We start from the raw sequence: 12,891 nt of genomic DNA on the forward strand, positions 1-12,891 counted from the left end.
GCATGAACAGCACGCTTATCCAGACAGACCGTTTCGCCCTGAGCGAAACCGAGCGCTCGGCCATCGAGCACGAGATGCATCACTACGAGGACCCGCGCGCGGCGTCCATCGAAGCCCTGAAGATCGTCCAGAAGGAACGTGGCTGGGTGCCTGACGGCGCGGTCTACGCCATCGGCGAGATCCTCGGCATTCCTGCCAGCGACGTTGAAGGCGTGGCGACGTTCTACAGCCAGATCTTCCGCCAGCCAGTGGGCCGCCACATCATTCGCGTCTGCGACAGCATGGTCTGCTACATCGGCGGCCACGAATCCGTGGTCAGCCAGATCCAGAGCGAGCTGGGCATCGGCCTCGGCCAGACCACCGCCGACGGCCGCTTCACCCTGCTGCCGGTGTGCTGCCTGGGCAACTGCGACAAGGCCCCGGCGCTGATGATCGACGACGACACTTTCGGCGACGTGCAACCTGCTGGCGTGGCCAAACTGTTGGAGGGCTACGTATGACCCTGACCTCTTTCGGTCCTGCGAACCGCATTGCGCGCACCGCAGAAACCCATCCCCTGACCTGGCGCCTGCGCGACGACGGCGAGCCGGTCTGGTTCGACGAGTACCAGGCCAAGAACGGTTACGCGGCGGCCCGCAAGGCCTTCGCCGACCTGTCCCAGGACGACATCGTGCAGACCGTCAAGGATGCCGGCCTCAAGGGTCGCGGCGGTGCGGGCTTCCCCACCGGCGTGAAGTGGGGCCTGATGCCCAAAGACGAATCCATGAACATCCGCTACCTGCTGTGCAACGCGGACGAAATGGAGCCCAACACCTGGAAAGACCGCATGCTGATGGAGCAACTGCCCCATCTGCTGATCGAAGGCATGCTGATCAGTGCTCGCGCACTCAAGACCTACCGCGGCTACATCTTCCTGCGGGGCGAGTACACCACCGCCGCCAAGCACCTGCGTCGTGCCGTGGAAGAAGCCAAGGCCGCAGGCCTTCTGGGCAAGAACATCCTGGGCAGCGGCTTCGATTTCGAGCTGTTCGTCCACACCGGCGCCGGGCGTTACATCTGCGGTGAAGAAACCGCACTGATCAACTCCCTGGAAGGCCGTCGCGCCAACCCGCGCTCCAAGCCGCCCTTCCCTGCCGCCGTGGGCGTGTGGGGCAAGCCGACCTGCGTGAACAACGTCGAGACCCTGTGCAACGTGCCGGCGATCATCGGCGACGGCGTGGAATGGTACAAATCCCTGGCCCGCGAAGGCAGCGAAGACCACGGCACCAAGCTGATGGGCTTCTCCGGCAAAGTGAAGAACCCCGGCCTGTGGGAGCTGCCCTTCGGCGTGACCGCGCGCGAGCTGTTCGAGGACTACGCCGGCGGCATGCGCGACGGCTTCAAGCTCAAGTGCTGGCAGCCAGGCGGCGCCGGTACCGGCTTCCTGTTGCCCGAGCACCTGGACGCCCAGATGTATGCCGGCGGCATCGCCAAAGTGGGCACCCGCATGGGTACCGGCCTGGCCATGGCGGTGGACGACAGCATCAACATGGTGTCCCTGCTGCGCAACATGGAGCAGTTCTTCGCCCGCGAGTCCTGCGGCTTCTGCACACCGTGCCGCGACGGCCTGCCCTGGAGCGTCAAGCTGCTGATGGCCCTGGAAAAAGGCCAGGGCCAGCAAGGGGACATCGAGACCCTGCTGGGCCTGGTGGGTTTCCTCGGCCCAGGCAAGACCTTCTGTGCTCACGCACCGGGTGCCGTGGAGCCTTTGGGCAGCGCCATCAAGTATTTCCGTCCAGAGTTCGAAGCCGGCATCGCGCCCACCAGCGCCGCCGTCCCGCCTCTGGCCCGACCGATCGTAGTCGGCGCGTAACGCTTAAATGAGGGCGCCGGGTCCGTGCCCTGCGCTCGACGTGCGATGACGCCGTGAACGGCTGTGTTGATTCGCACGCATAACAAGATTCCATTAGCCACGCCCGCTGACACCGGGCCAACGAAGAACTTTGAACCATGGCCACTATCCACGTAGACGGCAAAGCGCTCGAAGTCGATGGGGCGGACAACCTGTTACAGGCTTGTCTGTCACTAGGCCTCGACATCCCTTATTTCTGCTGGCACCCCGCTCTCGGTAGCGTCGGTGCCTGTCGCCAGTGCGCGGTCAAGCAGTACACCGACGAGAACGACACCCGTGGTCGTATCGTCATGTCCTGCATGACCCCGGCCACCGACAACACCTGGATCTCCATCGACGATGAAGAATCCAAGGCGTTCCGCGCCAGTGTCGTCGAGTGGCTGATGACCAACCACCCCCACGACTGCCCGGTCTGTGAGGAAGGCGGTCACTGCCACCTGCAGGACATGACGGTGATGACCGGCCACAACGAGCGCCGTTATCGCTTCACCAAGCGTACCCACCAGAACCAGGACCTCGGCCCGTTCATTTCCCACGAGATGAACCGCTGCATCGCCTGCTATCGCTGTGTGCGCTTCTACAAGGACTACGCCGGCGGCACCGACCTGGGCGTCTACGGCGCCCACGACAACGTGTACTTCGGTCGCGTTGAAGACGGCACCCTGGAAAGCGAGTTCTCCGGCAACCTCACCGAGGTCTGCCCGACCGGTGTGTTCACCGACAAGACTCACTCCGAGCGCTACAACCGCAAGTGGGACATGCAGTTCTCGCCGAGCATCTGCCATGGCTGCTCCAGCGGTTGCAACATCTCCCCGGGCGAGCGCTACGGCGAGCTGCGCCGCATCGAGAACCGCTACAACGGTTCGGTGAACCAGTACTTCCTCTGCGACCGTGGCCGCTTCGGCTATGGCTACGTCAACCGCAAGGACCGTCCACGCCAGCCACGCCTGGCCGATGGCACCAAGCTGACCCTGGACCAGGCACTGGATCAGGCCGCAGACCTGCTGCGTGGCCGTAACATCGTCGGTATCGGTTCGCCCCGCGCCAGCCTGGAAAGCAACTACGCGCTGCAGGAACTGGTCGGTGCCGAGCACTTCTACTCCGGTATCGAAGCCTCCGAACTGGAGCGCATCCGCCTGGTTCTGCAGGTCCTGAACGACAGCCCGCTGCCGGTTCCGAACATGCGCGACATCGAAGACCACGACGCCGTCTTCGTTCTCGGTGAAGACCTGACCCAGACCGCCGCACGCATGGCCCTGGCCCTGCGCCAGTCGGTCAAGGGCAAGGCCGAGGAAATGGCCGATGCCATGCGCGTCCAGCCTTGGCTCGACGCTGCGGTGAAGAACATCGGCCAGCACGCGCTGAACCCGCTGTTCATCGCCAGCCTGGCTGAAACCAAGCTCGACGACGTGGCCGAGGAGTGTGTACACGCCGCTCCAGACGACCTGGCGCGCATCGGTTTTGCCGTGGCCCATGCCATCGACGCCAGCGCCCCTGCCGTGGAAGGCCTGGACAGCGAAGCCCTGGAACTGGCCAAGCGTATCGCCGATGCCCTGCTGGCAGCCAAGCGCCCGCTGATCATTTCCGGTACCTCCCTGGGCTCCAAGGCGCTGATCGAAGCCGCGGCCAACATTGCCAAGGCCTTGAAGCTGCGCGAGAAAGCCGGCTCCATCAGCCTGGTGGTGCCAGAGGCCAACAGCCTCGGCCTGGCCATGCTCGGCGGCGAATCCGTGGACGCCGCCCTGCAGGCGGTGATCGACGGCCGTGCCGACGCCATCGTGGTACTGGAAAACGACCTGTACACCCGCACCGACGCGGCCAAGGTGGATGCAGCGCTGAACGCGGCGAAGGTGGTGATCGTTGCCGATCATCAACAAACCGCTACCCTCGAGCGCGCGCACCTGGTGCTGTCGGCGGCGAGCTTTGCCGAAGGCGACGGTACCCTGGTCAGCCAGGAAGGTCGCGCCCAGCGCTTCTTCCAGGTCTTCGATCCGACCTACCTGGACGCCAGCATCATGGTCCACGAAGGCTGGCGCTGGCTGCACGCCCTGCGCAGCACCCTGCTGAACAAGCCGGTGGACTGGACCCAACTGGACCACGTGACCGCCGCCTGCGCCGCGAGCACGGCGCAACTGGCCAGCATCGTCGATGCCGCACCTTCCGCGGCGTTCCGCATCAAGGGCCTGAAACTGGCGCGCGAACCGCTGCGCTACAGTGGCCGTACCGCCATGCGCGCCAACCAGAGCGTGCACGAGCCACGTACCCCGCAAGATCCGGATACCGCCTTCGCCTACTCCATGGAAGGTTACTCGGGCTCCGTCGAACCGCGCTCGCAAGTGCCGTTCGCCTGGTCGCCGGGCTGGAACTCGCCACAGGCCTGGAACAAGTTCCAGGACGAAGTCGGTGGCCACCTGCGCGCCGGTGACCCGGGCACTCGCCTGATCGAAACCCAGGGCGACCGCCTCAACTGGTTCGCCAGCGTGCCACGGGCCTTCTCCCCGGCCCCGGGCACCTGGCAGGCCGTGCCGTTCTACCACCTGTTCGGCAGCGAGGAAAACTCTTCGAAAGCCGCTCCGGTGCAGGAGCGCATCCCGGCTCCGTACGTTGCTCTGGCTAAATCCGAAGCGGATCGCCTGGGTGTCAACGACGGTGCCCTGCTCGCGGTGAACGTGGCTGGCCAGACCCTGCGTCTGCCGCTGCGCATCAACGAAGAGCTGGGTGCTGGCCTGGTGGGCCTGCCTGCCGGCCTGGCGGGTATTCCTCCGGCAATCGCAGGCATTTCCGTTGATGGTCTGCAGGAGGCGGCACAATGAGTTGGTTTACCCCTGAAGTGATCGACGTGATCCTGACGGTCGTCAAGGCCATCGTCATCCTGCTGGCCGTAGTGATCGCCGGTGCGCTGCTGAGCTTCGTCGAACGTCGCCTGCTGGGCTGGTGGCAGGACCGTTACGGTCCGAACCGCGTTGGCCCGTTCGGCATGTTCCAGATCGCCGCCGACATGCTGAAGATGTTCTTCAAGGAAGACTGGACCCCGCCGTTTGCCGACAAGGTGATCTTCACCCTGGCACCGGTGGTGGCCATGTCCGCCCTGCTGATCGCCTTCGCGATCATCCCGATCACCCCGACCTGGGGCGTGGCGGATCTGAACATCGGCCTGCTGTTCTTCTTCGCCATGGCCGGTCTGTCGGTCTACGCGGTACTGTTCGCTGGCTGGTCGAGCAACAACAAGTTCGCCCTGCTCGGCAGCTTGCGTGCCTCGGCGCAGACCGTGTCCTACGAAGTGTTCATGGGCCTGGCCCTGATGGGCATCGTGGTACAGGTCGGCTCGTTCAACATGCGCGACATCGTCGAGTACCAGGCGCAGAACCTGTGGTTCATCATTCCGCAGTTCTTCGGCTTCTGTACCTTCTTCATCGCTGGCGTGGCCGTGACTCACCGTCACCCCTTCGACCAGCCGGAAGCGGAGCAGGAACTGGCCGACGGCTACCACATTGAATACGCCGGTATGAAATGGGGCATGTTCTTCGTCGGTGAATACATCGGCATCATCCTGATCTCGGCGCTGCTGGTCACCCTGTTCTTCGGTGGCTGGCACGGTCCGTTCGGCATCCTGCCGCAACTGTCCTTCGTCTGGTTCGCACTGAAGACCGCGTTCTTCATCATGCTGTTCATCCTGCTGCGCGCTTCCATCCCGCGTCCGCGTTATGACCAGGTGATGGACTTCAGCTGGAAATTCTGCCTGCCACTGACCCTGATCAATTTGCTGATAACCGCTGCGGTTGTGTTGTGGAACACACCTGCGGTTGCGGTTCAGTGAGGATTTGACCCATGTTCAAATATATTGGCGACATCGTTAAGGGTACTGGTACCCAGTTGCGCAGCCTGGTCATGGTCTTCGGCCATGGCTTTCGCAAGCGCGACACCTTGCAATACCCGGAAGAGCCGGTCTACCTGCCTCCACGCTACCGTGGCCGCATCGTCCTGACCCGCGACCCCGATGGCGAAGAGCGTTGCGTAGCCTGCAACCTGTGCGCCGTGGCCTGCCCCGTGGGTTGCATCTCGCTGCAGAAAGCTGAAACCGAAGACGGTCGCTGGTACCCGGACTTCTTCCGCATCAACTTCTCGCGCTGCATTTTCTGTGGCCTCTGCGAGGAAGCCTGCCCGACCACCGCGATCCAGCTGACACCGGATTTCGAGATGGCCGAGTTCAAACGTCAGGACCTGGTTTACGAGAAAGAAGATCTGCTGATCTCCGGTCCCGGAAAGAACCCTGATTACAACTTCTATCGTGTTGCAGGTATGGCCATTGCCGGTAAGCCAAAAGGCTCCGCGCAGAATGAAGCCGAGCCGATCAACGTGAAGAGCTTGCTGCCTTAAGGAAGAAAGATGGAATTCGCTTTCTATTTCGCGTCAGGTGTTGCGGTTGTCTCCACACTCCGTGTGGTCACCAATACCAACCCTGTGCACGCCCTGCTCTACCTGATCATTTCGCTGATCGCCGTGGCCATGACCTTCTTCAGCCTTGGCGCGCCGTTCGCCGGTGCCCTGGAAGTGATCGCCTACGCCGGTGCCATCATGGTGCTGTTCGTGTTCGTGGTGATGATGCTGAACCTCGGCCCGGCCGCGGCTCAGCAAGAGCGCATCTGGCTCACGCCCGGCATCTGGATCGGCCCGGTCATCCTGGCCGCGCTGCTGCTGGCTGAACTGCTGTACGTACTGTTCAGCCATCAGAGCGGTGCCGGTATCGGTCAAACCACCGTCAGCGCCAAGGCCGTGGGCATCAGCCTGTTCGGCCCTTACCTGCTGGTGGTCGAACTCGCCTCGATGCTGCTGCTTGCCGCGGCCGTCACGGCGTTCCACTTGGGCCGCAACGAGGCGAAGGAGTAATACGATGCCTACTATCTCTCTCGGTACTATCCCGATGGAACATGGCCTGGCGGTTGCCGGTATCCTGTTCTGCCTCGGTCTGGTCGGCCTGATGGTCCGCCGTAACATTCTCTTCGTGTTGATGAGCCTGGAAGTGATGATGAACGCCTCTGCACTGGCCTTCATCGTTGCGGGCGCCCGCTGGGCGCAGCCGGATGGACAAGTGATGTTCATCCTGGTGATCAGCCTGGCAGCCGCCGAGGCCAGTATCGGCCTGGCGATCCTGCTGCAGCTGTACCGCCGCTTCCACACTCTCGATATCGATGCAGCCAGCGAGATGCGCGGATGAACCTTCTCTTTCTGACTTTCGTATTCCCCCTGATCGGTTTCCTGCTGCTGTCGTTCTCCCGTGGACGCCTCTCGGAAAACCTCTCGGCCCTGATCGGTGTCGGCTCCATTGGCCTCTCGGCCATCGTTGCTGCCTACGTGATCTGGCAATTCAACGTCGCGCCGCCCGAGGGTGGCCACTACACCCAGGTGCTGTGGCAGTGGATGTCGGTGGACGGTTTCGCGCCGAACTTCGCCCTGTACCTGGATGGTCTGTCCGTGACCATGCTGGGCGTGGTGGTGGGCGTGGGCTTTTTGATCCACTTGTTCGCGTCCTGGTACATGCGTGGTGAAGTCGGCTACTCGCGCTTCTTCGCCTACACCAACCTGTTTATCGCCAGCATGCTGTTCCTGGTACTGGGCGATAACCTGCTGTTCCTGTACTTCGGCTGGGAAGGCGTGGGCCTGTGCTCCTACCTGTTGATCGGTTTCTACTACAGCAACCGCAACAACGGTAACGCCGCACTCAAGGCCTTCATCGTTACCCGTATCGGCGACGTGTTCATGGCCATCGGCCTGTTCATCCTGTTCCAACAGGTGGGCACGCTGAACGTCCAGGAACTGCTGGTGCTGGCCCCGCAGAAATTCCAGGCCGGCGACTTCTGGATCACCCTGGCAACCCTGATGCTGCTGGGTGGCGCCGTGGGTAAATCTGCCCAGTTGCCACTGCAGACCTGGCTGGCGGACGCGATGGCCGGCCCGACCCCGGTTTCGGCACTGATCCACGCCGCAACCATGGTCACCGCCGGTGTCTACCTGATCGCCCGTACCCACGGCCTGTTCACCCTGGCGCCGGAAATCCTGCACCTGGTGGGCCTGGTCGGCGGCGTGACCCTGGTACTGGCCGGTTTCGCCGCGCTGGTGCAGACCGACATCAAGCGGATCCTCGCCTACTCCACCATGAGCCAGATCGGCTACATGTTCCTGGCCCTGGGCGTTGGCGCCTGGGACGGCGCGATCTTCCACCTGATGACCCACGCCTTCTTCAAGGCCCTGCTGTTCCTTGCTTCCGGTGCGGTGATCGTTGCCTGCCACCACGAGCAGAACATCTTCAAGATGGGCGGCCTGTGGAAGAAACTACCTCTGGCCTACGCCAGCTTCATCGTCGGCGGCGCGGCCCTGGCGGCCCTGCCTCTGGTGACCGCAGGCTTCTACTCCAAGGACGAGATCCTCTGGGAAGCCTTCGCCAGCGGCAACCATGGCCTGCTGTACGCCGGCCTGGTGGGTGCGTTCATGACCTCCCTGTACACCTTCCGCCTGATCTTCATCACCTTCCACGGTGAAGCCAAGACCGAAGCCCACGCCGGCCACGGGATCTCCCACTGGCTGCCGCTGGTGGTGCTGATCGTGCTGTCCACTGCGATCGGCGCGATGATCACCCCGCCCCTGCATGGCGTGCTGCCGCAAAGCGTCGGCCATGCCGGTGGCGAAGCCAAGCACAGCCTGGAAATCGCCTCGGGTGCCATCGCCCTGGCCGGTATCCTGCTGGCCGCCCTGTTGTTCCTTGGCAAGCGTCGCGTTGTGACCGCCATCGCCAACAGCGGCATCGGGCGTCTGCTCTCGGCCTGGTGGTTCGCCGCCTGGGGCTTCGACTGGATCTACGACAAACTGTTCGTCAAGCCATACCTGGCCATCAGCCACGTACTGCGCAAGGACCCGCTCGATCAGACCATCGGTTTGATCCCGCGTATGGCCAAGGGGGGTCACACCTCCCTGAGCCGTACCGAGACCGGTCAACTGCGTTGGTACGCCGCCTCGATGGCAGCCGGTGCCGTGCTGGTCATCGGCGCCATTGTGCTGGTAGCGGTCTGATATGAACCTTGCGAACTTGCGAAAGGAATTGAGCCCGTCATGATTCTGCCTTGGCTAATCCTGATCCCCTTCATCGGCGGCCTGCTGTGCTGGCTGGGTGAGCGCTTCGGCGCCACCCTCCCCCGCTGGATTGCGCTGTTGACCATGACCCTGGAACTCGCCCTCGGCCTCTGGCTGTGGGCCCACGGTAACTATTCATTTGCTCCGGCGCCTGGCGCCGATCCAACTTGGGCCATCGAGTTCAAGCACGTCTGGATCGAGCGCTTCGGCATCAACGTGCACCTGGCGCTGGACGGCCTGTCGCTGCTGATGATCCTGCTGACCGGCCTGCTGGGTATCCTCTCGGTACTCTGCTCCTGGAAAGAGATCCAGCGCCACGTGGGCTTCTTCCACCTGAACCTGATGTGGATCCTGGGCGGCGTTGTCGGCGTGTTCCTGGCGCTGGACCTGTTCATGTTCTTCTTCTTCTGGGAAATGATGCTGGTGCCGATGTACTTCCTCATCGCGCTCTGGGGTCACAGCTCGGCAGACGGCAAGAAAACCCGGATCTACGCAGCGACCAAGTTCTTCATCTTCACTCAGGCTTCCGGCCTGATCATGCTGGTGGCGATCCTGGGCCTGGTGCTGGTGAACTTCAACAACACCGGGGTCATCACCTTCGATTACGCCCAGTTGCTGAAGACCAAGATGTCCACCGCCACCGAGTACATCCTGATGCTCGGCTTCTTCATCGCCTTCGCGGTGAAGCTGCCCGTGGTGCCATTCCACTCCTGGCTGCCTGACGCTCACGCCCAGGCACCGACCGCCGGTTCCGTGGACCTGGCGGGCATCCTGCTGAAGACGGCGGCCTACGGCCTGCTGCGTTTCGCCCTGCCACTGTTCCCCAACGCCTCGGCAGAGTTCGCACCGATCGCCATGACCCTGGGTCTGGTCGGGATCTTCTACGGTGCCTTCCTGGCCTTCGCCCAGACCGACATCAAGCGCCTGATCGCCTTCTCCAGCGTTTCCCACATGGGCTTCGTGCTGATCGGGATCTACTCCGGCAGCCAGCAGGCCCTGCAGGGCGCGGTGATCCAGATGCTGGCCCACGGTGTTTCGGCAGCCGCGCTGTTTATCCTCAGCGGCCAGCTGTACGAGCGCACCCATACCCGCGACATGCGTGAAATGGGCGGCCTGTGGTCACGTATCGCCTACCTGCCGGCCATCAGCCTGTTCTTTGCAGCCGCCTCCCTGGGCCTGCCGGGCACCGGCAACTTCGTCGGCGAGTTCCTGATCCTGATCGGCACCTTCGTCAGCGCTCCATGGATCACCGCGATCGCGACTTCGGGCCTGGTGTTCGGCTCGGTCTACTCGCTGATCATGATCCACCGTGCCTACTTCGGCCCGTCCAAGTCGGACGCGGTGCTGCACGGCATGGATGCTCGCGAACTGATCATGGTGCTGGGGCTGGCGGTACTGCTGATCTACATCGGCGTGTACCCGCAACCGTTCCTCGATACCTCTGCCGCCACCATGCATGGCGTGCAGCAATGGCTCAGCACCGCCTTCACTCAACTCGCTTCGGCCCGGTAAGAGCGCTATGGACTTTACGATTCAACACTTTATAGCCCTGGCGCCGCTGCTGATCACCAGCGCCACCCTTGTGGTGGTGATGCTGGCGATCGCCTGGCGGCGCAACCACGCCCAGACCTTCCTGCTATCGGTGGCCGGTCTGAACCTGGCATTGCTGTCGATCTTCCCGGTGCTGAAAGTGGCACCGCTGGCGGTCACCCCGCTGTTGCAGATCGACCAGTTCGCCTGCCTGTACATGGCCCTGATCCTGGTGGCCACCCTGGCCTGCGTCACCCTGGCCCACGCCTACCTGGGCGATGGCAGCAGCGGTTACCCGGGCAACCGTGAAGAGCTGTACCTGCTGATCCTGCTGGCCGCCGCTGGTGGCCTGGTACTGGTCAGCGCGCAGAACCTGGCCGGCCTGTTCATCGGCCTGGAGCTGCTCTCGGTACCGGTCTACGGCCTGGTGGCCTATGCCTTCTTCAACAAGCGCTCCCTGGAAGCCGGCATCAAGTACATGGTGCTGTCGGCCGCCGGTTCGGGCTTCCTGTTGTTCGGCATGGCCCTGCTCTACGCAGAAGCCGGCAGCCTGAGCTTCAGCGGTATCGGCCAGGCCCTGGCCGCCACCGGCCTGCCAAGCCCGCTGGCGCAACTGGGCCTGGGCATGATGCTGATCGGCCTGGCCTTCAAGTTGTCGCTGGTGCCGTTCCACCTGTGGACCCCGGACGTCTATGAAGGCGCCCCGGCCCCGGTGGCCGCCTTCCTGGCCACCGCCAGTAAGGTGGCGGTATTCGCGGTGCTGGTGCGTCTGTTCCAGCTCTCGCCAGTGGCCAGCAGCGGTGTCCTGAGCAACGTGCTGACCGTGATCGCCATCGCCTCGATCCTGGTGGGCAACCTGTTGGCGCTGACCCAGAGCAACCTCAAGCGTCTGCTGGGTTACTCCTCCATCGCCCACTTCGGTTACCTGCTGATCGCCCTGGTGGCGAGCAAGGGCCTGGCCATGGAAGCCATCGGCGTGTACCTGGTCACCTACGTGATCACCAGCCTGGGCGCCTTCGGTGTGATCACCCTGATGTCTTCGCCGTACAAGGGCCGTGATGCCGACGCCCTGTACGAGTACCGCGGCCTGTTCTGGCGCCGTCCGTACCTGACCGCCGTCCTCACCGTGATGATGCTGTCCCTGGCCGGTATCCCGCTGACTGCAGGCTTCATCGGCAAGTTCTACATCATCGCTACCGGTGTCGAAGCGCACCAATGGTGGCTGGTCGGTTCCCTGGTAATGGGCAGCGCCATCGGCGTCTTCTACTACCTGCGGGTGATGGTCACCCTGTACCTGATCGAGCCGAACCTGCGTCGCGTCGATGCCCAGCTGCACTGGGAACAGAAAGCCGGTGGCGTCATGCTGCTGGCCATCGCGCTCCTGGCGTTCTTCCTCGGCGTATACCCACAGCCGCTGCTGACCCTGGTCCAGCATTCGGGCCTGGCAGGTTGACCGCTTAAGCTTCAGCGCAACAAACAGAACGGCACCTTCGGGTGCCGTTTTGCATTTCAGGGCCCTGCCCTCCCCTCTTCCCAGCGAAACTCGGAATCGCCCTTCCTGTCACGTCGACCCGGTCCGACATTCAGCCCACTGCCGCAGACATAGACTGTTGCCAGATCAAACGCGGCGCTCAGCGAGCCTTGACCAAAGCTGCAGCGTCATCCAGTCTATACGCAGGAAGCGTATGAAATGAATGCTCTGTTTATTGAACTACCGGCATTTGCGCGATACCGAAAGGGCTTCCTTGACGACGAATTGTTCTGCGAACTGCAGATCGAGTTGCTGCGCCACCCGCACGCGGGTGTTCTGATTCAGGGCACTGGCGGCTTGCGCAAGATGCGTTTCATCGATGAGCGACGCAACAAGGGCAAACGTGGCGGGCTGAGGGTGATTTATTACTGGTGGTCCGGAGGAGCACAGTTCTGGCTCTTCACCCTGTTCGACAAGGAGCAGATGGACGACCTGCTACCGCAGCAGCGACAACAGCTCAAACAACTGCTGGAACGTGAAATCGAGGCCAGAAGACATGACCAAACGTGACATCTTTTCCGAACTGGTTGAAGGCATCGACGCCCTCACCCAGGAACGCCAGGGCAAGATCACCCTGCGCAGCCATAAAGTGAAACTCGACAAGCTGCCCCCCATCACCGCCGCCGAGGTGATGAACATCCGCCAGCAACTCAACCTCTCGCGCTCGGTATTCGCCATGTACCTGCGCACCAACACCCGCACCCTGGAGAACTGGGAACAGGGCCGCGCCATACCCAACGCCCAGGCCACGACCTTGATACGCCTGGTGGAACGCTACCCCGATACAGTGGAGCGCCTCGCCTCGCTGGCCTGA

Annotated in this window: 12 protein-coding genes; all 12 read left to right on the forward strand. The window is 62.9% G+C overall.

Annotation, left to right across the window (positions count from 1 at the left end; genetic code table 11):
- Positions 1 to 2: 2 nt before the first annotated feature.
- On the forward strand, positions 3 to 500 hold the full coding sequence (gene nuoE / locus BLS75_RS29800) for an NADH-quinone oxidoreductase subunit NuoE (protein WP_011062188.1): 498 nt from the start codon (positions 3 to 5) through the stop codon (positions 498 to 500).
- Positions 497 to 1,852, forward strand: a complete 1,356-nt coding sequence (gene nuoF / locus BLS75_RS29805) for an NADH-quinone oxidoreductase subunit NuoF (protein ID WP_011062189.1) — start codon at positions 497 to 499, stop codon at positions 1,850 to 1,852. Before nuoE ends, nuoF begins: the two co-directional genes overlap by 4 nt.
- A 137-nt stretch (positions 1,853 to 1,989) precedes the next feature.
- Positions 1,990 to 4,704, forward strand: a complete 2,715-nt coding sequence (gene nuoG / locus BLS75_RS29810) for an NADH-quinone oxidoreductase subunit NuoG (protein WP_072452733.1) — start codon at positions 1,990 to 1,992, stop codon at positions 4,702 to 4,704.
- A complete protein-coding gene (nuoH, locus tag BLS75_RS29815) occupies positions 4,701 to 5,708 on the forward strand; it encodes an NADH-quinone oxidoreductase subunit NuoH (RefSeq protein WP_011062191.1) in 1,008 nt (335 codons plus the stop codon). The genes nuoG and nuoH overlap by 4 nt, the downstream gene beginning before the upstream one ends.
- A gap of 11 nt (positions 5,709 to 5,719) precedes the next feature.
- Positions 5,720 to 6,268, forward strand: a complete 549-nt coding sequence (gene nuoI / locus BLS75_RS29820) for an NADH-quinone oxidoreductase subunit NuoI (RefSeq protein ID WP_003223795.1) — start codon at positions 5,720 to 5,722, stop codon at positions 6,266 to 6,268.
- A 9-nt stretch (positions 6,269 to 6,277) separates the two neighbouring features.
- The gene (gene nuoJ, locus BLS75_RS29825; protein WP_011062192.1) at positions 6,278 to 6,778 is read left to right on the forward strand and encodes an NADH-quinone oxidoreductase subunit J; all 501 of its coding nucleotides are present in this window, start codon (positions 6,278 to 6,280) and stop codon (positions 6,776 to 6,778) included.
- 4 nt (positions 6,779 to 6,782) lie between these two features.
- Positions 6,783 to 7,106: an NADH-quinone oxidoreductase subunit NuoK gene (gene nuoK / locus BLS75_RS29830; protein ID WP_011062193.1), complete on the forward strand. Its 324-nt coding sequence runs from the start codon at positions 6,783 to 6,785 to the stop codon at positions 7,104 to 7,106.
- A complete protein-coding gene (nuoL, locus tag BLS75_RS29835) occupies positions 7,103 to 8,956 on the forward strand; it encodes an NADH-quinone oxidoreductase subunit L (RefSeq protein ID WP_072452732.1) in 1,854 nt (617 codons plus the stop codon). The genes nuoK and nuoL overlap by 4 nt, the downstream gene beginning before the upstream one ends.
- A 39-nt stretch (positions 8,957 to 8,995) precedes the next feature.
- Positions 8,996 to 10,528 carry an NADH-quinone oxidoreductase subunit M gene (gene nuoM, locus BLS75_RS29840; protein WP_015636298.1) on the forward strand — a complete coding sequence of 511 codons (1,533 nt, stop codon included), beginning with the start codon at positions 8,996 to 8,998 and terminating at the stop codon, positions 10,526 to 10,528.
- Between the two features lie 7 nt (positions 10,529 to 10,535).
- Positions 10,536 to 11,999: an NADH-quinone oxidoreductase subunit NuoN gene (gene nuoN, locus BLS75_RS29845; RefSeq protein WP_011062196.1), complete on the forward strand. Its 1,464-nt coding sequence runs from the start codon at positions 10,536 to 10,538 to the stop codon at positions 11,997 to 11,999.
- Positions 12,000 to 12,236: 237 nt separating this feature from the next.
- Positions 12,237 to 12,587, forward strand: a complete 351-nt coding sequence (locus BLS75_RS29850) for a toxin (protein ID WP_072452730.1) — start codon at positions 12,237 to 12,239, stop codon at positions 12,585 to 12,587.
- On the forward strand, positions 12,574 to 12,891 hold the full coding sequence (locus BLS75_RS29855) for a helix-turn-helix domain-containing protein (protein ID WP_053152691.1): 318 nt from the start codon (positions 12,574 to 12,576) through the stop codon (positions 12,889 to 12,891). The genes BLS75_RS29850 and BLS75_RS29855 overlap by 14 nt, the downstream gene beginning before the upstream one ends.

The sequence above is a fragment of the Pseudomonas sp. NFPP12 genome, from assembly GCF_900103205.1.
GTDB classification, from domain to species: Bacteria; Pseudomonadota; Gammaproteobacteria; order Pseudomonadales; family Pseudomonadaceae; genus Aquipseudomonas; species Aquipseudomonas protegens.

Bases quoted from the DNA above. Each gene is read 5' to 3' on its own strand.
- nuoJ (WP_011062192.1), top strand. From the start codon at position 6,278: ATGGAATTCGCTTTCTATTTCGCGTCAGGTGTTGCGGTTGTCTCCACA.
- nuoK (WP_011062193.1), top strand. From the start codon at position 6,783: ATGCCTACTATCTCTCTCGGTACTATCCCGATGGAACATGGCCTGGCG.
- BLS75_RS29855 (WP_053152691.1), top strand. From the start codon at position 12,574: ATGACCAAACGTGACATCTTTTCCGAACTGGTTGAAGGCATCGACGCC.
- nuoG (WP_072452733.1), top strand. From the start codon at position 1,990: ATGGCCACTATCCACGTAGACGGCAAAGCGCTCGAAGTCGATGGGGCG.
- nuoN (WP_011062196.1), top strand. From the start codon at position 10,536: ATGGACTTTACGATTCAACACTTTATAGCCCTGGCGCCGCTGCTGATC.
- nuoF (WP_011062189.1), top strand. From the start codon at position 497: ATGACCCTGACCTCTTTCGGTCCTGCGAACCGCATTGCGCGCACCGCA.
- nuoE (WP_011062188.1), top strand. From the start codon at position 3: ATGAACAGCACGCTTATCCAGACAGACCGTTTCGCCCTGAGCGAAACC.
- nuoL (WP_072452732.1), top strand. From the start codon at position 7,103: ATGAACCTTCTCTTTCTGACTTTCGTATTCCCCCTGATCGGTTTCCTG.
- nuoH (WP_011062191.1), top strand. From the start codon at position 4,701: ATGAGTTGGTTTACCCCTGAAGTGATCGACGTGATCCTGACGGTCGTC.
- BLS75_RS29850 (WP_072452730.1), top strand. From the start codon at position 12,237: ATGAATGCTCTGTTTATTGAACTACCGGCATTTGCGCGATACCGAAAG.
- nuoM (WP_015636298.1), top strand. From the start codon at position 8,996: ATGATTCTGCCTTGGCTAATCCTGATCCCCTTCATCGGCGGCCTGCTG.
- nuoI (WP_003223795.1), top strand. From the start codon at position 5,720: ATGTTCAAATATATTGGCGACATCGTTAAGGGTACTGGTACCCAGTTG.